The sequence below is a fragment of the Streptomyces sp. N50 genome (assembly GCF_033335955.1).
Classification (GTDB): Bacteria; Actinomycetota; Actinomycetes; order Streptomycetales; family Streptomycetaceae; genus Streptomyces.
On the sequence record NZ_CP137550.1, the window covers coordinates 1,242,702 to 1,263,388 of the forward strand.

A 20,687-nucleotide genomic window follows, 5' to 3' on the forward strand; every position below is an offset into this window, starting at 1 on the left:
CTCGGCCACGGTTCCGCTCTGGGCCGCGCCCCGAGAAATGGTCAATATGTGTGGATCAGGGACTCCGGACTCCGCAGATAACCAGCGAGCCCTCCGCCTTACGGTTCTCGGTTGCGCAACGCCATACCCGAGTGTGGACAACCCTTGTTCCGTCCACCTGGCGCCCGGCGGGAGCACGCGGGTATGGGTGGATGCGGGCAGCGGGACACCGGCTCAGCCACAACAACACGTTCTGCTGAACGAGTTGGACACGTTCTGGATCTCGCATCTGCACGCCGATCACAGCGCAGACCTGATCGCCGCCTGCTACGTCACGCCCTATGCCGACATCCGGCTCGCTCTCCGATCCCCTATTGCCGGCCCGCCGTGCACCGCCAGTGGGCTTGGGCGCTTGGGCATGCGGTGACAAGGTGGCGACCAGGGCGAAGAGCATGGGCGCGCTGAACAGCATGCAGGACTTCAACGACTACGTCGGGATCGCAAGGATGCTGGAGCTGCTCGCTTGGGCCAGCGCCTCCGAAGGTGGTCACAAGCAGGCGGCTTTGCTGATGGGCGCCGCACAGGCCCTTTGGCGCGACGCGGGCACCGCCATCACCGCCATCACCGCCATCACCACGATCGACCCGCGGATGGCCGAGTACCACACTCCCTCCGAGGAAACGGTCACCCACTCCCTCGGCCCAGCCGCGTACGCGAAGGCTCTCCGCAAGGGCGGCCGGCACGCTCAGAGCCAACGACCGGTCACTCGAACACTCGGCGATGTTCTCCTGCCCGCGTACGCCGACCTTCACGATCTCGCCTCTCTCACCTTCCACAGCGGCTGCCGGGCCCGCGAGAACAACTCCGAACCCCGCTCCCGGTCTTGACGAAAGGCATAGGCACCGCTTTCTACACTCCCACCATGAGCGAACGCACCCCCACGCCCCTGGCCATCACTGCCGTCGACGCCATCGAGCGCGTCAGCGGCACATACCCCGGCCACCGGCGCGTGCACGCCCGCGGCCTGTGTTTCGACGCCACTTTCACCCCCTCCGGCGAAGCCGCCTCCCTCACCACCGCGGCCCACCTCCAGTCCGCCCGGACGCCTGCCGTCGTGCGCTTCTCCAACTCCAACACCAACCCGACGGTGCCCGACGGCATCAGGGCCGGCCGCGGTCTGGCCGTACGCTTCTTCCTCCCTGACGACACCAGCACCGACCTCGTCTCCGTCAACATCCCGGTGTTCTTCGCCGCCACCTCGGAGCAGTTCCTGGAACTGCTCGACGCCCTGGAGAAGGACCCCGGCACCGGAGCACCCGACCCGAAGAAGGTCCAGGCGTACACCGCGGCCCACCCCTCGGCCGCCGCCGGTCTGCAGGAAGCGGCCCGGATGCCCATCCCTGTCAGCTACGGCACCGCCCGGTACTGGGCCATCCACGCCTTCGTCTGGGTGGACCCCCACGGCAGGCGCCGCCCGGTCCGGTACCGCTGGGAACCCGACACCGGTCTGCAGGAACTGTCCGAGGAAGAGGCAGCGGGCAAGAACCCCGAATACCTTGCCGAGGAACTTCTCCGCCGCCTCGTCGACGGCCCCGTCGGGTTCACTCTCCGCGTCCAGCTGGGTCAGGACGGCGACCCCACCGACGACCCGACGAAACCCTGGCCCGCCGACCGCCCCGAGATCGTCGCGGGCCGGCTGCAGATCACCGCGCCGGTGGCCGATCAGGACCACTGGGCCGCACAGGTCTACGACCCCACCCGCATCACCCCCGGCATCGAACTCTCGGACGACCCGGTGCTGTCCTTCCGCAGCCACGCCTACTCGGTGTCCTACGAACGCCGCGCCGACGGAAAGTGATCCGCTCGCCGAAAGCGCCAGCATGAACACACCCGGGTGGGCGACCTGAGGTCGCCCACCCGGCCGGCCCGCGTGATCGGTATATCCACCCGCGTCACGGCGAACAACTCATCTTCGCCCCTGGTCAGCTCGTCTCGCGGATCAGCTCGACGGCACGTTCACCGATCATGATGCTGGGGGCGATGGTGTGACCGCTGATCAGCGAGGGGATCACGGAGGCGTCCGCCACACGGAGCCCCGTGACACCGCGCACCCGCAGTTGTGGGTCGACCACGGTCCTGTCGTCGGACGGGTCTCCCATCCGGGCCGTCCCGACGAGGTGGTAGGTGGTGTACATGGTCTTGAGGATGGCCTCGTGGAATTCGGAGTCGGGGGCACCGATCGCGGGATAGACCGCCTCGGTGTACGGAGCCAGCGACGGGGACTGGGTGACTTTCTGCGCGTGGCGCATCGCGTCGACGAGGTCCGGCAGGTCGTCGGGGTGGCTGAGGTACTTCGGATCGATGACGGGCTTGTCATGCGGATCGGCCGAGGCCAGGCGCAGGGTGCCACGGCTCTTGGGATGCAGCAGCACCGCCCAGACCTTGTAGCCGCTGCGCTGGTCGCCACCGGTGGCCCCCGCGACCGGGCTGTCGTCGCTGATGTCCGGGTTGTAATCGAAGAGCAGTTCGTAGTCCGGCACGGGCGAGCCGGGCGTGCGGGCGACGAAGCCGACTCCATTCTGGGAGAAGAAGGCGGTGGGGCCGGTGCGGTCCAGGCGCCACTGGGCCAAGGACTCGTCGGACAGGGGGTTTCCCTGATAGGAGCCTCCGACACCGGAGGGCGCGAGCGCGACGACCGGCGCGACGGGGTGGTCGTGCAGGTTCCCGCCGACGCCGGGGAGGTCCGCGACGACCTCGATGCCGTGCTCGCGCAGGTGCGCGGCGGGGCCGACGCCGGAAAGCATGAGCAGCTGCGGGGTGTTGATGACACCGGCGCACAGGATCACTTCGCGCTCGACGTCGAGGGTGTGCTCGGTGCCACCCTTCTCGTAGACGACGCCCGTGGCGCGGGCGCCGTCGAAAACGACTTTGCTGACCAGCGCCTCGGTGACGATTCGCAGGTTGGGACGGGCGCGTACCTCCTCATCGAGGTAGGCATCGGCGGAGGTTCGCCGGGTACGGGCCTTGAAGATGCTCTGGAACCGGTCGGCGACGTAGGGGGTGGCACCGGCGCTGTCGCCACGTGCCCCGTAGCCCGCTTCGGTGAAGCCGTCCAGCAGGGCGTCGGGAAGACTGGTGGGCGAGGGCAGGTCGGAAAGGGTCATTGGACCGCCGGAGCCTCGCCACTGCGAGGGGCCACGGTCCGTGTCCTCGATGCGCAGGTACGCACGCAGGGCCTCGGCTCCGTCCCAGCCATGAGCACCCTCCTTGCTCCAGACGTCGTAGTCACCGGGGGTGCCTCGAAGCCAAGCACCGACATTCAGGGCACACGAACCACCGACGACCTTGCCGCGCGGGTGGGTGATGGAACGACCACCGATGCCCGGCTGGGCAGTGGTCTCGTACTGCCAGTCGGCCTCGCTGCCGTGGAGGGCGAAGAAGGCGCCCTGGGTGCGGCTGGCCTCGTAGGTGTTCTCCTTGCCGGCCTCCAAGAGGACGACGTCGACGGTGGGGTCCTCGGTGAGTCGGGCCGCGATGACGGGGCCGGCCGTACCGGCACCGACGATGACGTAGTGGGGATGAGACATGGACAACCACTCCTTGCCTGCGGGCTCACCCGTTGACTCCGGGAGTCGGAGACATGGGGCGGAGACACCGCGTTCGGAGAGCGGCGGTTCGCCCGCCGCCGATTGCAGCGCGTGGCTCCGGACGGTCTGACCGGAGCCACGCACACATCGATTCGATGTCAGGAAGAATGTGACGGTATGTCTTTTCGCTGATTTCCTCGCCGTTCGGGTCCGTCCGCACCCTCGCGACGAGTCCGCAATCGGACCGGCGGCCGGTCGAGGTTCTCGGAGCCGAAGTCGGCATCCTCACCACGGCCCGCCACCAACTACGCGTTGCGGTTGAGGCCGACCCAGTCGATCCCGGGCCGACTCGCGCTCATCGGCTCAGCCGAGGCCGATCTGCCCATAGAAGGCCTGGTTGTCCCAGAACAGGAACTCCTCGTCCATGGTTCCTCGGCGGTTCCAGATGCCGACCGTGGCCATGTTGATGGCGTACTTCTTGCCGGTCGGCTGAATGAAGCCGCCGTTCCCGTCGGGCATGGGGCGGGTGAAGGTGCCCTCCATCACGCCGGTGACACAGGTCAGTTCGTTCTTCGCGACCCGCAGGGGGTGCGACAGAATCCGTGTGTCGGGCCCCCACACGAACAGGGCGGCGAGGTCCTCGATGTGCTTGTCAATGCCGTCGGTGTAGTGCCCGTCGGGCCAGTGCACGCGGATGTTCTGCGCGTGGCTCTCGCCCAGGCGTGCCCAGTCGGCGTGGGTGAACACCTCGAAGTCCAGCTCGTCGAAGGTCTCCAGGTGCTTCCGCTCGGCACGGGTCAGGTTGTGGGGGTAAGGCGGGTTCGGCACTGGCGTGGTGGCCGGGTCCGGGAGCAGACCCGGGTACTGCGTGGCAGCCTGCGCCAGACTTTCCCCGCTCGTCACAGCGGTGATGGCGAGCGCACCGAACGCGGCGGCGGCTCCACCCTTGAGCATGGAACGACGCTCCATGGTGAGTCCTCAATTCTCGTGATGAGCGCTCGTGACGAGCGCTGACGGTGAACCTCCGGAGGCAGGACCCGGGCCGTGACGGCCCGGCCGGAATGTGGGTGTGTGCGGGAATCCCCGACGCTCTGCTAGGCGGCGGCCGGGGTGAACTTCCCCGCGGCCCAGGCGTGACTGGTGCTCACGATCGCGGTGACGACGTCGAGTTCGCGCTCGTCGCGGGGCCCGTAGACCAGCACCATGCCCGGAGTGAGCCTGATCCCGGCGAGCGGATGAGCCACGGCCCAGCCGTGCCGGATCGCGTCGGCCGCCAGGCCGACCGGCAGCGCGATGTGGAGCGAGCCGTCGTGTCCGGGGTGCAGGTGAGCGAACTCCCTGGCCATTGGCACGAGGAATGCCTCCGCAGGACCGGTGGTGAGGGCCTGCGTGAGCATGAAGCCTCGCGCACCCGGCACGGATATCGCCGACTGGTCGGTGTCGACGCCGACGAGCGCGCTCAGCCGGGCGAACAACTTCTCCTGCAGTTCCGGTTGCGAGTTGTCGGTCAACTGCTGCTGGGGAATTGCCACGCTGACGCGCGGCCTCGGCCCGGCGCGGTCGGGAAGCCCCTCGGGGAGAGCCGGCCAGCGCGCCGGCTCTCTGCCGGGAAATCCATGACGGGCTATGTAGTCAGCACGCTCCCCGAGCCAGCCCGCGAGTTCCGCCAACGCGCTGGTGGCGATGCCGTGTCCCACGGGGTCCCGGCGGGCGATCGTCGGCGCCCCGGACTCCTCGGTCAGGTAACGCCAGGTGCGGTCGAGCAGTTCACGCGGGATGACACGGTCGTGCTCGCCCTGGGCGACGAACACCGGCACTCCGGCGAGTCGCGCGGTCACCGTGGGCACCCCTGCGTCGAACGGCAACGTGCCGTAGAGGATCGCCGCTCCGGCGAAGCGCTCCGGGTTGTCCAGGACCAGCCCGCCCGCGAACGCGGCGCCGCCGCTGAAGCCGACGAGCAGAACGGGACGACCGGGTGGGGCGATCCCGTCGAGCCAGGCGTTGAACCAGTTCATGGACGCTCGCAGGGACTCCGGGACCGGGCGTCCGATACCGCGGTTGGCGAACCAGGCGAACCCGGGCCCCTCCGCGAGGGGTGCGCGTACGGCGGCGTACGACAGCTCAGGTGGCAGCGCGTCGGCGAGCGCCATGATCTCGGTCTCGCGCGAGCCGCGGCCGTGCAGCAGTACGACGAGCGGAGTCACCGCGTCGCCCCGGGTCACCGCGACCGGCGCCCCGAACGGGGAGTTCGATATGTCGGCGTCCGTGGTCATCATGGACTCCCCTCAGCCGGTCGGGCCGAGCAGTGCCCACCCGGACTGCCACGCCCAGCCCTGGGTCGCGTTGAGCGAGATGTTCAGGAAGGCCATCTCCTCCAGCGCGCGGGCCATGCGCAGCCCACCCGCGTCGATCGACGCGAAGCCGAGCGAGGATGCGAACTCCGCGACGTTCTTCTTCGCGTCGGCATCGTCCCCGGCGTAGAAGAGGTGCAACGGAACGCCCTGCTCGACGGGGTTGCCGAGGCGTCCGGCGAAGACGGTGTTGAAGGCCTTCACCACGGGCGTGTTCGGCAGGTGCCGTTGGAGGGTCTGCGCGGCCGCGGTCTCCTCGATGTCGAGGTCGGTGAAGGTCGCGTTCAGCGGGTTGGTGGCATCGACGACAATCTTGCCACTCACCGCCGGCGCCAGTTCGTCCGCGACGGAGGTCACCGCGCTACCGGGTACGGCCAGCACCACGAGGTCGGCGCCGGTCACGGCGTCCGCGTTGTTCGCCGCGGGACGCGCTCCCGTTTCGGCCGCTACCGCAGCGGCCTTCTCCGGGCTGGTCGCCGAGACGGACACCGTGTGTCCGGCGGTTACCGCGGCCCTGCTGAGAGCGGAGCCCACGTTGCCCGCTCCGATGATCGCGACATGCATGACAGCCTCCAGTTCGTTGACTAGTCAGATATTGACACAGTAACCATCGATGTTTGATGACGCAATATCTGACTCAACAACCTTTTACCGGGTAGGATTGTCAACATGCCTTCCGCGACCCCCATCGACGACCCTCTGATCACCACGTTCGGCCGCCTGGCCGAGGCGTACAGCCGACTGGAGCAGTGGCTCGGGTCGGCCATGGAGTCCGAGACGGGGCTCCCACACGTCTGGTTCGAGGTGCTCATCCGGCTGGCCCGCTCGGAGGGGGAACAGCTCACGATGAGTTCCCTGGCCGACCAGATCGCCCTCACCACGAGTGGCGTGACCCGCCTCGTGGACCGCATGCAGATTGCGGGATACGTCGAGCGGCGCCCGTGCCCCACCGACCGGCGCGTCTCCTACGCGGGCATCACCGCCACCGGGCGCGACGCGCTCGACCGAGCGGCCGTCGTGCACGCCCGGAACCTGCGAAAAGTCTTCGACGGCTTCACCCCACAGGACCTGGCCGTGCTGGACACAGCACTGGACCACGTCCGGGAGGCGGCGTCGGGGCTGCCCCGGCGGCCATGACGCGGCGCGCCGGGACACCGGGAACCTGACGTTCACGTGCGTCATGCCCCGGCCGACCGGGCAGGCGGTTTCCAAAGGTCAGAAGACGACCACCGGCTTGACGGTGACACCTGACTCGGAGTCCGCGAAAGCGGTGTTGATGTCGTCGAACTTGTAGTGCTGGATGAGCTTGTCTAGGGGGAAGCGCCCCTGCTCGTACAGCTCGACCAGGCGCGGGATGAACAGCTGGGGTACGGAACTCCCTTGGACGATGGTCTTGAACGTCCACCCCTTCACCAGGGACTGCCCGATCTCGAACGGCGCCTCAGTGCCAGGAGCCGCTGCTCCCACCAGGGCCAGAGTCCCCCGGATGGACAGTGCGCCGACCAGCGGAGCCAGCACTCCCGGGATGCCCGTGGTGTCGAGGATGTTGTAGACGCCCCTGCCGCCCGTGATCCGCATCAATTCGTCGGCGACATCAGCACTGCGGCCGTTGATCGTGTGGGTGGCGCCGAGCTCCTTCGCCAGTTCGAGGCGGGAGTCGTGGAGGTCGATCGCGACGATCGTGGTGCAGCCGGCGACACGGGCCGCCATGATCGCGGCCAGGCCCACCGCGCCGGCGCCGGAGACCGCGAAGGACGATCCGGCCGGCGGACGGAGTTCGTTGAGGACGGACCCTGCGCCGGTCTGCATACCGCAGCCGAGCGGCGCCAACGTCTCCAGCGGCGCGGCCGGATCGACCTGGATGACACTGCTCTCGACGACGTTGGCGTGCGTGCTGAACGCGGACTGGCCGAAGAAGTGCGAGGAGACGACCGTACCGTCCTGGGCGGACAGCGCGGTCGAGCCGTCGTCACGACGGCCGCCGAAGTCCTGGGTGAACAGGTTCTCGCAGTAGGCCATCTGGCCGGCCAGGCACTCCGTGCAGTGGGTGCAGTAGGCGGCGGACATCACCACGTGGTCGCCGGCCTTGACCCGGGTGACCGTCTTCCCGACCGCCTCGACGATACCGGCGCCCTCGTGGCCGAGCACCGCCGGGAGCGGAGTGGGGTAGACGCCGTCGCGGACGATGAAGTCGGTGTGACACACACCGGTGGCCACCATCCTGACCCGCACTTCGTTGTCCCGGATGTCGTCGAGTTGAAGCTGTTCGAGGGTCAGAGGTGCCTTGTGCACCCGCGCGACGGCGGCGGTGATCGTGGTCATGGTGATCGGACTCCAAGCTGTGTGCGGGGCCGAACACCCGGCCCGTCGTCGCGGAAGGGCGAGGCCGGGCGGGTTCCGACAGGTGATCTTCTGTGGACGGCACCACCGGCGGATACAGCGGGTGCCGCGAGACTGCGCCAATGCCTGGCCTTCCGCGCGGGAGGCCGGACGTCGGACTACTTCAGACGGCGGATGGCGTGGTCCTCGACGTACTCCGACATGCCCGCCGTACCGAACTCACGCCCGATGCCGCTCTCCTTGATTCCGCCGAACGGCATGCGCAGATCGAGCGACTCGAAGGAGTGCGTGTTGATGAAGGTGCTGCCGGCCTCGATCCGGCGGGCCAGGGCAAGGCCGCGGTCCGGGTCCGTGGTCCATACCGACGAACCGAGGCCGTAGGCGCTGTCGTTGGCCCAGCGCACCGCCTGCTCCTCGTCGTCGTAGGCGATGAGGGGGACGACCGGCCCGAACTGTTCCTCGCAGGAGACGGGGGCCTCGTGCTCGACGTCCAGGACGACGTGGGGCAGGACGTAGTAGCCGTCGTTCCACGAGTCTGCGTCGACCTTGCGACCCAGTTCCACGAGCCGCGCGGTGGAGTTCCTGGTCCTGTCCAGGAGGTCGGTGACCTTCTTGTGCTGGGCCTCGTTGTTCAACGGCCCGAAGCTCGTGGCCGGGTCGAGCCCGTGACCGACGGCATACTCGTCCACCCGCTCGCAGAACGCATCGGCGAATCGCTGGTAGAGGCCACGGGGGACATAGATCCGCTTGACCGCGAAGCAGATCTGCCCGGACCTCGTGTAGACGCCCTTGAGCATGCGCTCCAGCGCGGCGTCGACGTCCACGTCGTCCAGGACGATCGCCGGATCGTTTCCGCCCAGCTCCAGGGTGACGTTCTTGATGGTGTCCGCGGTCGCGTGGATGACCTTCTGCGCGGTGAGTGTCCCCCCGGTGAAGCCGACCTTGCGGACCAGCGGGTGTCCGGTGAGGGCGGCGCCGACGTCGCCCTCACCGTGGACCACGTTGATCACGCCCGGCGGGAAGAGCTCGGCGACCCGCTGGAGGAGGAGAGTCAGTGCGGCGGGGGCGAAGGGCGAGGGCTTGAGCACGACCGTGTTCCCCGTCGCCAGCGCCGGCGCCAGCTTCATCATCGTCAGGACGACCGGCATGTTCCACGGGACGACCGCCGCCACGACACCGCGCGGCACCTTCTCCACGCTGATGAAGCTCTGTTCGTCGTCGTACTGCACCGGGCGGAAGAAGTCCTCGACCAGACTCGCCGTGTGCTGGAGCACTCCGGTGCCCAGCGCGAAGTCGGTCTGGGCCTCCCACAGCACACCGCCGTGCTCCCGCACCAGAAGGGGAGCGAGTTCCCCGGAGTGGGTGGTGAGCAGGTCACCCGCGGCCATCAGCAGGGCCGCGCGCTCGCTCGCCGGGGTCTGCCGCCAGGTGGCATAGGCGACGTGGGCCGCCCGGACGGCACGGTCGACGTCGTCGACGGTGCCCACGGCCACCTGCGCCACGACGTCCTGGAGGCGCCCGGGATCGTGGACGTCACGCAGGTCGCCGACGGGGGTCATCTCTCCGTCGATCAGGTGGCCTACCCGTGGAATGGGGGTCGCGGTCATGATCTGAGTCCCTTCAGATGCTGTCTGACGGCTCTGCTGCCGACGGCCACTGGCTGCCCCGCACGGGGAGGGGGTGGATGCGGAGCATGGAGCGTCGGGGAATGCGGCTCAGTACGGCTCCGAGCCGGCTTCGTTGCTTCCTCCGAACTCGCGGCTCGGAGATCCGGCCCTGTGCCGACCGTTCGGACTCGGGAGCCGAACTTGCGGACGGGCGGAGCTCACCAGGTCTGCAGTCATCATCGTGACCCACATCTCAAGTGTCAATATTACGCCGCTCGTTTTCAGGATGAGTCATTTGGAGGACGCTGATAGTCGCATCATGGAGGCCTGTCCACGCGTTGTGGCAGGGTGATCACGGCCGTGCGCGAACCACACGCCACCCCACAGGTCGTGACCGGATCAAGTCGGCAGGAGGTCATACGCATGAAGGCACGGTCGTTGGTGTTCGACCTGTTCGGCGACTATCTGCGCTACCGAGGTGGCGAGGTCCGACTGCGTGCGCTCATCGCGCTGATGGAGTGCTTCGACGTCCCCGAGGCGACGGTCCGCGTGACAGCGACCCGGATGCGCAAAGAGGGGTGGCTGGACAGCAGGCGCGAGGGGCGAGAAACCGTCTACGCGCTCACCGACACGGCATGGGAACTGCTCGACGAGGGGCGCGCCCGGATCTTCCAGCGGGCCCGCGGCCCCTGGGACGGCCAATGGCACATGATCGTCTATTCGGTCCCGGAGACCGAGCGCACCCTGCGGGAGCAACTGCGCAAGAAGCTCGCCTGGTTCGGCTTCGGCCCCCTCTCCTCGGCGATCTGGCTCAGCCCGCACGACCGGACCGACCACGTCCTGCGCGCCTTTGCCGACACCCCCGCCGTACAGCTGGACACGTTCCGCTCCCGATCGAAGGGCCTGGAGGCCGACCGGGACATCGCCGGACGCGCCTGGGAACTGGAGAAACTGAACCGCGACTACGCCGAACTCCTGGAGATCTACCGCCCGCGGCTCACCGAGTACCGGGCCGGGGCGCTTCACGGGCCGGCGGCCCTGACGGAACGCATGCAGCTGATCCACGACTACCGGCTCTTCCCGTTCCGGGACCCGGACCTGCCGCCCGAACTCCTGCCGACCGGCTGGCACGGGCGCCTGGCCCACGACGTGTTCCTTGAGGCGCACGGACTTCTTCGGCATCCCGCCGAGACGTACATAGACGAGTTGATCAGCGGGGCCTGACCTGCGCCGCGCAGGTTCAGCACCTCGATTAGTTTCAACCTCTAGACGACCGTCGCATTTTTGTCGTACGTTGGCGTTACCTCGTCATGGCGGTCACGTTACGTCGCCACGACGAGGCCCGGACGGCAAGGAGCGTGACGCCCATGCCTCAGCGCCAGTGCGGCACTCCCGGCCCTTCGCGACGCCGTGACCGGGATCGCCGCACCCCGCTCGACGCCGGTCCTGCGCTCCGCCCGCACACGGCCCTGACCGCTGCGGCGACCCATGACTCTCGTACCTCTCGCACCTCTCGTAAGGAGGCGACGATCGCATGACGACAGCCCAGCTCCCGGAGATCACCGAGGAAGAGAAGGCTCAGCTCGACGATCTGTACGCCCGCTTCGCCGAAGCCCACATGACTCCGCTGTGGACCCAGATCGGCGGGCTGATGCCCACCAGCCCCCGCCCCGACGCGGTGCCCATGCTCTGGCGCTGGTCGACCCTGCTGCCGCTGGCCGAGCGTGCCGGTGAGCTCGTTCCCGTCGGCCGTGGCGGCGAGCGCCGCGCGATCGCCCTGGCCAACCCGGGGTTGCCCGGCACGCCCTACGCCACACCGACCCTGTGGGCCGCGATCCAGTACCTCGGCCCGCACGAGGAGGCCCCCGCGCACCGGCACACGCAGACGGCGTTCCGCTTCGTGGTGGACGGCGAGGGCGTGTGGACCAATGTGGAGGGCGACCCGGTCGCCATGCGACGCGGTGATCTGCTGCTCACCCCCGGCATGCACTTCCACGAGCACCACAACACCTCCGACAGCCCCATGGCGTGGATCGACGGCCTGGACATCCCGCTAGTGCGCCAGATAGACGCCGGTTTCTTCGAGTTCGGCCCCGACGAGCTTTCCACCCGCGCCACCCCCGACAGTTCGCGCAACGAGCGGCTGTGGGGGCACCCGGGCCTCACTCCCGTAGGAGCTCCCGCTCCCAAGGCGTCGCCGTTGATGGCCTACCGGTGGGAACACACCGACGCCGCCCTCGCCGCACAGCTGGAGCTGGAGGACGAAGGGCATCCCGGCGTCGTCGAGCCCGGCCACGCCGTGGTCCGCTTCACCAACCCGGCCACCGCCGGTGACTGCCTGTCCACGATGCGCTGCGAGATGCACCGACTGCGCTCCGGTGCCCGCACGGCCCTTACTCGTACGGCCGGCTCGTCGGTGTGGCAGGTCTTCGAGGGCTCCGGCACCGTCACCGTCGGCGACGACACCTACGAGGTGGGCAAGGGCGACCTGTTCGCGGCGCCCTCCTGGGCGGGCCTCTCCTTCCGGACCGACACTGGTCTCGACGCCTTCCGGTTCTCCGACGATCCCGTTTTCGAGGCCCTCGGCCTCGCCCGTACCTCCCGAGAGGCTGTCGCCCCGTGAAACTCGCCACCATCCGCACGGCCTCCGGCACCGCCGCCGTCCGTGTCGACGAGGACGCCGCAGCCGAACTCGGTGCCGTCGACCTCGGCGCCTTCCTCGCCCGGCCCGACTGGCGGAACGCGGCACAGACCGCCGACGGGCCCCGGCACGACCCGGCCGGTCTCGACTACGCGCCTCTGGTCCCCAACCCGGAGAAGATCTTCTGCGTGGGGCTGAACTACCGCACCCACATCCTGGAGATGGGCCGCGAACTGCCGCGGTATCCGGCGCTGTTCGCCAAGTTCGCCCGCGCCCTGGTCGGCGCGTACGACCCGGTCGTGCTGCCCGCCGGATCCGAACAGGTCGACTGGGAGGCCGAGTTGGGTGTCGTCGTGGGGGCCGAGGTGCGCCACGCCGACCGTGAACAGGCCGCGGCCGCGATCGCCGGCTACACCGTCGTCAACGACGTCACCGCCCGCGACTTCCAGTACCGCTCGGTGGAGTGGCTGCAGGGAAAGACCTTCGAGCGCTCCACTCCGGTCGGTCCGTGGCTGGTGACCGACGCCGAGCCCGGCGAGATCTCCTGCGAGGTCGACGGCGAGACCGTGCAACGGGCCGACACCGCCGACCTGGTCTTCGACGCCGCCGCGCTCGTCTCGTACATCTCGCAGATCATCACCCTCGTCCCCGGCGACATCATCGCCACCGGCACCCCAGGCGGCGTCGGACACGCACGCAAGCCTGCCCGCTACCTCGCCGAGGGCTCCAAGCTCGTCACCCGGATCGAGGGTGTCGGCGAGCTGAGCAACACCCTGGTCAAGGAGCAGTGACACCATGCGTATCGCAGTGGTGGGCGGTGGGCCCGGCGGGCTGTTCTTCGCCGCTCTGATGCGGCAGGCCGATCCGTCTGCCGAGGTCACCGTGTTCGAGCGCAATCGCGCCGACGACACCTTCGGTTTCGGCGTTGTGTTCTCCGACCGCACTCTTGAGGCCATCCACGAGGCCGATCCGGTCCTGCGCGAGGCGCTCACCGAGCACGGCCGGCACTGGGACGAGATCGAGGTCCGGCTCAAGGGCGAACGCGTCCGCTGCGGCGGGAACGGCATGGCGGCCATCGTACGGCGCACGCTGCTCCTCCTGCTCCAGGAGCGGGCCCGTGACGTCGGAGCCGGCCTCAGGTTCTCCACCGAGGTGACGCTCGACGACCTGGACGGCTACGACCTCGTCGTCGCCGCGGACGGAGCGGGATCGAAGATCCGCGAGGAGCTCGGTCCCGGCCTGGGCACAGAGGTGGAGACAGCCACGGCGAAGTTCATCTGGTTCGGCACGGACTACCTCTTCGACGGGCTCACCTTCGTCCACGAGCGCAGTCCGGACGGCGTGTTCGCGGTCCACGGCTACCCGATCTCCGACTCCGTGTCGACGTTCATCGTGGAGACCGACGAGAAGTCCTGGCGGCACGCCGGGCTGGACGAGTTCGATGTCACCCAGCCGCCCGGCGCCAGCGACCTGAAGTCCAAGGAGTACTTGGAGAAGCTGTTCGCCGAGCAGATCGAGGGCGGGCAACTGCTGACAAACAACTCCCGGTGGGGCAACTTCCGCACCCGGCGTACCCGGCACTGGCACACGCTCGATCCCCGGCCGGTCGCCCTGCTCGGCGATGCCGTGCACACCGCCCACTTCTCCGTGGGTTCCGGCACCAAGATGGCGATGGAGGACGCGGTGGAACTCGCGCGTGCCCTCACCGACCATCCCGGCGACCTGCCCGCGGCGCTCGCCGCCTACGAGCGGACGGCCCAGCCCTCCGTACGGAAGATCCAGGACTCGGCACGTCCGAGCCTGGCCTGGTGGGAACACTTCGGCCGCTACTACGACACCTTCCGGCCGTGGCAGTTCGCCTACCACTTCCTCACCCGCAGCATCGGCGACGCCCGACTGGCCCGTAGGGCACCGGAGTTCGTCGCCTCCAGCCACGGCGGCTGGATCACCGAGCACGGGACGGAGCCGTTGGAGACGCCGTTCGCCGGCGCCAACTGGAGCGCGCCGGGCCGGCTCGTCGATGTCGTGACCGACGCCGGGGGCACGCCCGTCGCCGTACGGGGAACGCCCGACCTGCCGCTGTCGGCCGGTCCGGTCGCCGGCGGCGGCGGCTGGGGAGCGCTCCTGAAAGCTCCCGACACCGAGGCCGGACTGCCCGAGGTGTTCGCGCGGCTCGCCGAACTCACCGATCCGGACGGCCCGGAGCTGGTGGCCGTGCACGGTGGTACGCCGCTCACCCGCACCCTTGTCTGCGAGCGGGCCCGCATGCGGGAGAACCTCCCGGCCCTGTCGATCGAGCCCGAACCCGATCGCGACCTTGCGCTGACCAAGGTGCTCTCCGGTCGCGCCGACCTGGTGGGAGTCGCCCGGTGACCAGCACGCTGCCCACCGCTGTCAGCAGCGGTCTCCGGTCCTTGTTCGCCCCGCGCGGCATCGCCGTCGTCGGCGCCTCCCGCAACGCCGGGAAGCTCGGCGCCGCCATGGCCCGTTCACTGTCCGGCTTCGCCGATGTCGGGAACTACCTGGCGCTCGTCAACGGCCGCGACGACACCATGTACGGTTCGGTCGCCGAGGCGGCCAAGTACGGGCCCGTCGACCTCGCGGTGATCTGCGTTCCGGCGGCGGCCTGCCCCGACGTGCTGGCCGAGGCCGCGTCCGCCGGGGCGGGTGCCGCGGTGATCTGCGGCGGAGGGTTCGCCGAAGCCGGTGGGCCCGGCGTCGAGTACCAGCGCCGACTCGCCGAGGTGGTCCGGGCCACGGGCATCAGGCTGCTCGGCCCCAACACCAGTGGTTTCCTCGCACCCCACGCGGGAGTGATCGCCAGCTTCGTCCCCGGAGTGGCCCAGGTCAGGCCCGGGAAGGTGGCCGTCGTAGCGGCGAGCGGCGGTGTCAACCACGCCCTGGCGTTCGCACTGACCGAGACCGGACACGGGCTCAGCCTTGCTGTGGGGCTCGGCAACGGTGTGGACATCACGGCGCCCGACGTCCTGGACCAGCTGGCGGACGACCCGGAGACGGGCGCCGTCGCCCTGCACATCGAGTCGGTGCCCGACGGCCCTCGGCTGGTCGCGAGCGTACGTCGGCTCGCCGCGCGGCGTCCGGTCGTCGCCCTGGTCGTAGGCCGACACGACGTCGGTGCCTTCGCGGCCTCGCACACGGGAGCCCTCGCCACGTCCTGGCGCACGACACGGGCCGCCCTGGCCCAGGCGGGCGCGGTGCTGGTCGACGACGAGCGTGAACTGGTCGACGCCGTGGGTGCCTTGGCGGTCACGCGGGCCCGGCCCGGTGCCGACCCGGGCGTCGGAGTGGTGACCGCACAGGCCGGCCCGGGTCTGCTGCTCCTCGACGATCTGCGGGGGCGCCGCGCCCGCGTCCCGGAACTCACGGCCGGCACACAGGCCACCCTGGCCGGGCTGCTGCCGCCGTTGACCTTCCAGCGCAACCCCGTCGACACCGGCCGCCCCGGTCCGGAGCTGGGAGCCGTCCTCACGGCCGTCGGCGCGGACCCGGGCGTGGACGTCATCGCCGGGTACGCGTTGCACGAACCCGACGCCGTGGACATCGTCGCCGCCGCGCGCGAGGGCAGCACCGTCGGTGTCCCCTTGGTGCTGGGCCTCGGCGGAACCGGTGAGGCGGTGGTACGAGGACGCAGGGCACTCCTGGAAGCGGGAATCGCCGTGGCCGCCGACCCTCGCGGAGTCGCAGCCGCCACCGCGGCCCTGCTGACGGACGCACGCGCCCGAACCCGCACAGCGCCCGCGACCGACCACACCGTCGTGCCCACCGACATCGCCGGCGGACACGACGAGGCCGAGGCGAAGGATCTGCTCGACCGGCTGGGAGTGGCGACGATGCCACGCCGGGCCTGCTCCGACCGGGCCGCCGCCCACACCGCGCTCGCCGAACTGGGCGGCTCCGTGGCGGTCAAGCTCCTCGACGCCACGGTGCTGCACAAGACCGAGATCGGCGGTGTGCATCTGGGCATCACGACGCCCGCCGAACTGGACACGGCTCTCGACAGGCTCGATGCCGCGGGGGCGCGCCGCTACCTCGTCGAGTCGATGGCACCAGCGGGGGTCGACCTGGTCGTCGGCGCGCGCCGCGATCCCGTGTTCGGCCCCATCGTGCTGCTCGGCCTGGGCGGTACGACGGCCGAGGCACTGGCCGACGTCGCCATCCGGCTCGCCCCGCTCTCTCCGGCCGAGGCCGCCGCCATGCCGGAGGAGCTGGCCGGACGGGCACTGCTCGGCGGCTGGCGCGGCGGTCCCGTACTGAACCCCGACGACCTGGCCCGGACGGTTGCCTCCCTGGGCACCTTCCTGGCTGCCAACCCGCACCTCGACGAGGTCGAGATCAACCCCTTGCGTCTCACCGCGCACGGCCTGGTCGCGCTCGACGCCGTCATCATCACGAGGGAGGCCGACGATGCCCACCCCGATAGCTGAGAACACCGTCCCCTGGCCGGACGCGGCGGTGGCCCGCTACGTCGCCGAGGGGTACTGGGCGGGGGTGCCTCTGGCCACCCTGCTCCAGGAGGTCGCGGACCGGGTGCCGGACGCCCCGGCACTCGTGGATCCCGTCGCGCTCGGCGGCGCCGGCGTCCGCCTCACCCACGCCGAACTCGCCGCACGGGCCGACGCCGCCGCCGTACGACTGCTGGAGCTGGGCATCGCGGCGGGCGACCGGATCGTCGTACAGTTGGGCAACGGCTGGGAGTTCGTGGTCCTCACGCTCGCCTGTCTGCGTGCCGGCATCGTGCCGGTGATGGCCCTGCCGGCCCACCGGCGCGCCGAACTGGCCTATCTGGCCAGGCACGCCGAGGCGGTGGCGATCGCCGTGCCGGACGTCATGCGCGACTTCGACCACCAGGCACTCGGACACGAGCTGGCCGCCGATGTGCGCGCCGCCACCGGCGCCGACTGGCACGTCCTCGTCGCCGGAGACGACATCGCGCCCGGCAGCATCGATCTCCGCGCCCTGTGCGGGCCCTCGCGGGACGCGAAGGCCGACCGGGCACGCCTCGACGCGGCGGCCCCGGCAGCCCGGGACGTGGCCGTCTTCCTGCTCTCCGGCGGGACCACCGGCCTGCCCAAACTCATCGCCCGCACCCACGACGACTACGCCTACAACGCCCGGGCGAGCGCGGAAGTGGCCGCTGTCGGGCCGGACGCGGTCTACCTGGTCAGTCTGCCCGCAGGGCACAACTTCCCCCTCGCCTGTCCAGGCATCCTGGGCACGCTGCTGGCAGGCGGCCGGATCGTCACCCTGCCCTCCCCGGAGCCTGCCCGCGCCTTCGCCACCATCGCGAGCGAGGGCGTCACGCACACCGCGGTCGTTCCCGCGGTCGCCGCCCGGTGGATGGAGTACGCGGCCGAGAACGGATCAACCGCGCTCGCGAGCCTGCGGGTGTTGCAGGTGGGCGGGGCCCGGTTGGCGGACGAACTGGCGTACAAGGTGAAGCCGGTCCTCACGGCAACCCTCCAGCAGGTCTTCGGCATGGCCGAGGGACTGCTCAACTACACCCGGCTCGACGACCCCGACGACATCGTGTGCACGACACAGGGCCGGCCCATGTGCCCGGCCGACGAGGTACGGATCGTCGACGCGTTCGACCAGGACGTCCCCGGCGCACAGCCCGGCATGCTGCTCACCCGCGGCCCCTACACGCCTCGTGGCTACTACAGAGCGGCCGAGCAGAACGCGCGCGCCTTCACCCCCGACGGCTGGTATCGCTCCGGCGACATCTGCCGCCGCACCGCGGAGGGCAACCTGATCGTGGAGGGACGGGACAAGGACATGATCAACCGCGGTGGGGAGAACATCTCCGCCGAGGAGGTGGAGAACCTGGTCTATCAGCTTCCCGCCGTCAGCCAGGTCGCGGCCGTCGCCATGCCCGACCCGCGACTCGGCGAGCGCGTCTGCCTCTACGTCGTCCCACGGCCCGGCGAGACCGTCACGCTGGACGAGGTTCGTGACCTCATGGAGAAGATCGGAGTCGCCCGGTTCAAGTTTCCCGAGCGTCTCGTGGTCGTCGACGAGCTGGCGTCCACCAAGGTCGGAAAGATCGACAAGAAGGCACTGCGGAACGACATCGCCGCGCGCCTGACCTCGGAGGCGACAGTATGAGCGGCCCGCACGATCTCGAACTGACCCTGCCCTGGATGCGCGAGGGTACCGCCCGCTTCCTGGCCGCTGTCGGCGAGTTGACCGACGACGACTTCAAGTCCCCGAGCAAGCTGCCCCAGTGGTCCCGCGCCCACGTCGTGGGCCACCTCGCGCACAACGCCGAGGCACTAGGCCGACTCGCGACCTGGGCACGTACCGGCGTCGAGAACCCGATGTACGCGAGCCGCGATCAACGGGCCGCCGAAATAGCCGAGTCGGCGGCCCTCCCGGCTTCCGAACTGCGATCCAGGGTCACGGCGACCGCCCGAGACCTGGATGACGCCCTCCGCCACCTCGACACCGAGCAGTGGAAGGCCCAGGTACGCAGCGCGCTGGGCCGGGCGATTCCGGCAGCGGAGATCCCTTGGATGCGCGTCCGCGAGGTGTGGCTTCACGCCATCGATCTCGACAGCGGTATCTCGGTCGACGACCTGCCCTCGGGCGTGGTCGACGCGCTCCTGGACGACGTCACGGCCGCCCTTTCCCGCAAGGACACATGCCCCGCGCTCGCCCTTGCGCCGACCGACCGCCGCGGCACCTGGCGGATCGGAGCGGCGCGATCCGACGACTCCGGATCAACCGTCGAGCTCAAGGCGACGGCAGCGGCCACGGTGGGCTGGCTGACCGGCCGGATTCCGTCCTCGGAATTGCGGCAAGGACTGCCCGTGCTGCCTTCCTGGCTGTAGATCGGCGGTGGTCGGGGCGGTTGGGCCGGCCGGGTGCCGTCCAACCGTCCCGACAGGCAGGGGCTCTCGTAGCCGATCACGAAGACGTCCCCCTGGTCCTCGACCATGCCGGCGTGCCCGTCGAACGCACACAGGACGCCCTCGGCCAGTGGAGGCGCGATTTCGCCGCGGTGGCCGCCGAGCCGAACACCATGGTCAAGATCTCCGCCCTGGGGCCAAACGGCCTTCCCCGTCGACGGAGCTGTATTCGATCTACGGCCGTCTCTCCGACCTCCGACGCCTTCGACGAGGTCACCGCCGTGCTCGACCGAACAGAACGGGCGCATCTTTCGACGGCTCGCCGTGCCGGTTCTACCGCGCCGAAGGTGATGTCGAAGGCCTTCAACGCGGTCTTCCCTCGCATGGGCCGACGGTCCAAGTCTGTGCCGACGCTGGGGAGGACGTCGTCACCGGTCAGCATCACGACCTGAGAGAAAGGGACTTGACGCCCTTTCAGCGCAGGTAGACACGACCGGGGTCGACATCCCGGCGCAGCAGGCGCAGTTCGTTCTCGGTCGGGGGCGCCACCGTGGCCACGGTTCCGGCGACCCGTAGGTCCCAGCCCGTGGCCGCACAGACCTGGTCCACAGTGACCCCGGGATGTATGGCCACCAACTGGAGTTCTTCGCCGGGGCCTTGCCTCGCGAGGATGCCCAGGTCGGTGATGACCCGGGTGACACCCGCACCGAGCGGACGGATTCCGTCGGCCAGGGCTCGGTCCGGTCCCGGTGAGGTGCAGAAGTCGAGCCGGTCGGGCAGCGAGCGCGGCTCGTGACGGCGCATCACGACGAACACCTCGCCGGCGTTTGCCATGACCTCCATCGCACCGCCCGAACCCGGAAGCCGGACCTTCGGATGCGCCCAGTCGCCGATGACCGAGGAGTTCAGGTTGCCCCACCGGTCGATCTGGGCCGCCCCCAGGAAGCCGACGTCGATATGACCGCCTTGCAGGACGTAGCCGAAGAGCGCAGGCATGGGGAGCACCGCTTCGGCGTCCGTGATCAGTACGGCGTCGGCGATGGTCTCGGGCAGGTGGGACGGGTGCGCTCCGCACACTCCCGACTCGTAGACGATCTCCAGCGTGGGGGCGACCGTCAGATGAGCCAGCGATGCGGCCAGGGTCGGAAGGCCGATACCGGCGAAGACGGTTCGCCTGCCGACGAGTTCACGTGAGGCGACGACGGCCAGCAGCTCGGAGGAGGTGATGGATCCGGTCGCGGCTTCCTCGGGCAGGGCGTTCATGTCCGGTGCTCCTCGGCTCGTCGTGCCCGTTGCGCGCATGCCGCTCGTAC

18 protein-coding genes and 1 pseudogene are annotated in these 20,687 nt (G+C 69.6%); 12 read left to right on the top strand and 7 right to left on the bottom strand.

Features of this window, described 5'->3' with window-relative positions; genetic code table 11:
- Positions 1-46: 46 nt before the first annotated feature.
- The 3 genes and pseudogenes from R2B38_RS50170 to R2B38_RS50180 form a co-directional block, all read left to right on the top strand.
- Positions 47-385: pseudogene (locus R2B38_RS50170) on the top strand (hypothetical protein); the annotation flags it as partial.
- A gap of 25 nt (positions 386-410) precedes the next feature.
- Complete coding sequence (locus R2B38_RS50175) at positions 411-866, top strand: hypothetical protein (RefSeq protein WP_318022877.1); 456 nt, start codon at positions 411-413, stop codon at positions 864-866.
- Between the two features lie 35 nt (positions 867-901).
- Positions 902-1,837 carry a catalase family peroxidase gene (locus R2B38_RS50180; RefSeq protein WP_318022878.1) on the top strand — a complete coding sequence of 312 codons (936 nt, stop codon included), beginning with the start codon at positions 902-904 and terminating at the stop codon, positions 1,835-1,837.
- Between the two features lie 124 nt (positions 1,838-1,961).
- On the opposite strand, the gene R2B38_RS50185 is transcribed toward R2B38_RS50180, so the two are convergent.
- The 4 genes from R2B38_RS50185 to R2B38_RS50200 all read right to left on the bottom strand — a co-directional run bounded on the left by R2B38_RS50185 (position 1,962) and on the right by R2B38_RS50200 (position 6,481).
- Entirely contained in the window at positions 1,962-3,566 is a 1,605-nt protein-coding gene (locus tag R2B38_RS50185; protein WP_317881783.1) for a GMC family oxidoreductase, read from the bottom strand.
- A 363-nt stretch (positions 3,567-3,929) separates the two neighbouring features.
- Entirely contained in the window at positions 3,930-4,535 is a 606-nt protein-coding gene (locus tag R2B38_RS50190; protein WP_317881784.1) for an ester cyclase, read from the bottom strand.
- Between the two features lie 125 nt (positions 4,536-4,660).
- A complete protein-coding gene (locus R2B38_RS50195) occupies positions 4,661-5,842 on the bottom strand; it encodes a luciferase family protein (RefSeq protein WP_318022879.1) in 1,182 nt (393 codons plus the stop codon).
- A 9-nt stretch (positions 5,843-5,851) separates the two neighbouring features.
- Positions 5,852-6,481, bottom strand: a complete 630-nt coding sequence (locus R2B38_RS50200) for an NADPH-dependent F420 reductase (RefSeq protein WP_318022880.1) — start codon at positions 6,479-6,481, stop codon at positions 5,852-5,854.
- Positions 6,482-6,586: 105 nt separating this feature from the next.
- Here R2B38_RS50200 and R2B38_RS50205 point away from each other — a divergent pair, with 105 nt between their 5' ends.
- Complete coding sequence (locus R2B38_RS50205) at positions 6,587-7,054, top strand: MarR family transcriptional regulator (RefSeq protein WP_318022881.1); 468 nt, start codon at positions 6,587-6,589, stop codon at positions 7,052-7,054.
- Between the two features lie 78 nt (positions 7,055-7,132).
- Here R2B38_RS50205 and R2B38_RS50210 read toward each other — a convergent pair whose 3' ends face one another.
- Positions 7,133-8,239 (bottom strand): NAD(P)-dependent alcohol dehydrogenase, encoded by a 1,107-nt coding sequence (locus tag R2B38_RS50210; RefSeq protein ID WP_318022882.1) that lies wholly within the window; start codon positions 8,237-8,239, stop codon positions 7,133-7,135.
- Positions 8,240-8,415: 176 nt separating this feature from the next.
- Positions 8,416-9,864: an aldehyde dehydrogenase family protein gene (locus R2B38_RS50215; RefSeq protein ID WP_318022883.1), complete on the bottom strand. Its 1,449-nt coding sequence runs from the start codon at positions 9,862-9,864 to the stop codon at positions 8,416-8,418.
- 423 nt (positions 9,865-10,287) lie between these two features.
- On the opposite strand from R2B38_RS50215, the gene R2B38_RS50220 reads away from it, so the two are divergent.
- From R2B38_RS50220 to R2B38_RS50255, 8 genes are all read left to right on the top strand, one after another.
- The gene (locus R2B38_RS50220; protein ID WP_318022884.1) at positions 10,288-11,088 is read left to right on the top strand and encodes a PaaX family transcriptional regulator C-terminal domain-containing protein; all 801 of its coding nucleotides are present in this window, start codon (positions 10,288-10,290) and stop codon (positions 11,086-11,088) included.
- A gap of 310 nt (positions 11,089-11,398) precedes the next feature.
- Entirely contained in the window at positions 11,399-12,487 is a 1,089-nt protein-coding gene (locus tag R2B38_RS50225; RefSeq protein WP_318022885.1) for a cupin domain-containing protein, read from the top strand.
- Positions 12,484-13,296, top strand: coding sequence for a fumarylacetoacetate hydrolase family protein (locus R2B38_RS50230; RefSeq protein WP_318022886.1), 813 nt, complete (start codon positions 12,484-12,486; stop codon positions 13,294-13,296). Before R2B38_RS50225 ends, R2B38_RS50230 begins: the two co-directional genes overlap by 4 nt.
- Before the next feature lie 4 nt (positions 13,297-13,300).
- On the top strand, positions 13,301-14,878 hold the full coding sequence (locus R2B38_RS50235) for an FAD-dependent monooxygenase (protein WP_318022887.1): 1,578 nt from the start codon (positions 13,301-13,303) through the stop codon (positions 14,876-14,878).
- On the top strand, positions 14,875-16,950 hold the full coding sequence (locus tag R2B38_RS50240) for an acetate--CoA ligase family protein (protein WP_318022888.1): 2,076 nt from the start codon (positions 14,875-14,877) through the stop codon (positions 16,948-16,950). Before R2B38_RS50235 ends, R2B38_RS50240 begins: the two co-directional genes overlap by 4 nt.
- Positions 16,931-18,631 (top strand): (2,3-dihydroxybenzoyl)adenylate synthase, encoded by a 1,701-nt coding sequence (locus R2B38_RS50245; RefSeq protein ID WP_318022890.1) that lies wholly within the window; start codon positions 16,931-16,933, stop codon positions 18,629-18,631. Before R2B38_RS50240 ends, R2B38_RS50245 begins: the two co-directional genes overlap by 20 nt.
- Positions 18,628-19,356, top strand: a complete 729-nt coding sequence (locus R2B38_RS50250) for a maleylpyruvate isomerase family mycothiol-dependent enzyme (RefSeq protein WP_318022891.1) — start codon at positions 18,628-18,630, stop codon at positions 19,354-19,356. The genes R2B38_RS50245 and R2B38_RS50250 overlap by 4 nt, the downstream gene beginning before the upstream one ends.
- A 20-nt stretch (positions 19,357-19,376) precedes the next feature.
- Positions 19,377-19,826 carry an amidohydrolase family protein gene (locus R2B38_RS50255; RefSeq protein ID WP_411978642.1) on the top strand — a complete coding sequence of 150 codons (450 nt, stop codon included), beginning with the start codon at positions 19,377-19,379 and terminating at the stop codon, positions 19,824-19,826.
- A 22-nt stretch (positions 19,827-19,848) separates the two neighbouring features.
- Here the strand turns inward: R2B38_RS50255 and R2B38_RS50260 are convergent, their stop codons facing one another.
- On the bottom strand, positions 19,849-20,637 hold the full coding sequence (locus R2B38_RS50260) for a CoA-transferase subunit beta (RefSeq protein WP_318022893.1): 789 nt from the start codon (positions 20,635-20,637) through the stop codon (positions 19,849-19,851).
- Positions 20,638-20,687 lie beyond the last annotated feature (50 nt).

Bases quoted from the DNA above. Each gene is read 5' to 3' on its own strand.
- R2B38_RS50180 (WP_318022878.1), top strand. From the start codon at position 902: ATGAGCGAACGCACCCCCACGCCCCTGGCCATCACTGCCGTCGACGCC.
- R2B38_RS50185 (WP_317881783.1), bottom strand. From the start codon at position 3,566: ATGTCTCATCCCCACTACGTCATCGTCGGTGCCGGTACGGCCGGCCCC.
- R2B38_RS50190 (WP_317881784.1), bottom strand. From the start codon at position 4,535: ATGGAGCGTCGTTCCATGCTCAAGGGTGGAGCCGCCGCCGCGTTCGGT.
- R2B38_RS50195 (WP_318022879.1), bottom strand. From the start codon at position 5,842: ATGATGACCACGGACGCCGACATATCGAACTCCCCGTTCGGGGCGCCG.
- R2B38_RS50200 (WP_318022880.1), bottom strand. From the start codon at position 6,481: ATGCATGTCGCGATCATCGGAGCGGGCAACGTGGGCTCCGCTCTCAGC.
- R2B38_RS50205 (WP_318022881.1), top strand. From the start codon at position 6,587: ATGCCTTCCGCGACCCCCATCGACGACCCTCTGATCACCACGTTCGGC.
- R2B38_RS50210 (WP_318022882.1), bottom strand. From the start codon at position 8,239: ATGACCACGATCACCGCCGCCGTCGCGCGGGTGCACAAGGCACCTCTG.
- R2B38_RS50215 (WP_318022883.1), bottom strand. From the start codon at position 9,864: ATGACCGCGACCCCCATTCCACGGGTAGGCCACCTGATCGACGGAGAG.
- R2B38_RS50220 (WP_318022884.1), top strand. From the start codon at position 10,288: ATGAAGGCACGGTCGTTGGTGTTCGACCTGTTCGGCGACTATCTGCGC.
- R2B38_RS50225 (WP_318022885.1), top strand. From the start codon at position 11,399: ATGACGACAGCCCAGCTCCCGGAGATCACCGAGGAAGAGAAGGCTCAG.
- R2B38_RS50235 (WP_318022887.1), top strand. From the start codon at position 13,301: ATGCGTATCGCAGTGGTGGGCGGTGGGCCCGGCGGGCTGTTCTTCGCC.
- R2B38_RS50245 (WP_318022890.1), top strand. From the start codon at position 16,931: ATGCCCACCCCGATAGCTGAGAACACCGTCCCCTGGCCGGACGCGGCG.
- R2B38_RS50250 (WP_318022891.1), top strand. From the start codon at position 18,628: ATGAGCGGCCCGCACGATCTCGAACTGACCCTGCCCTGGATGCGCGAG.
- R2B38_RS50260 (WP_318022893.1), bottom strand. From the start codon at position 20,637: ATGAACGCCCTGCCCGAGGAAGCCGCGACCGGATCCATCACCTCCTCC.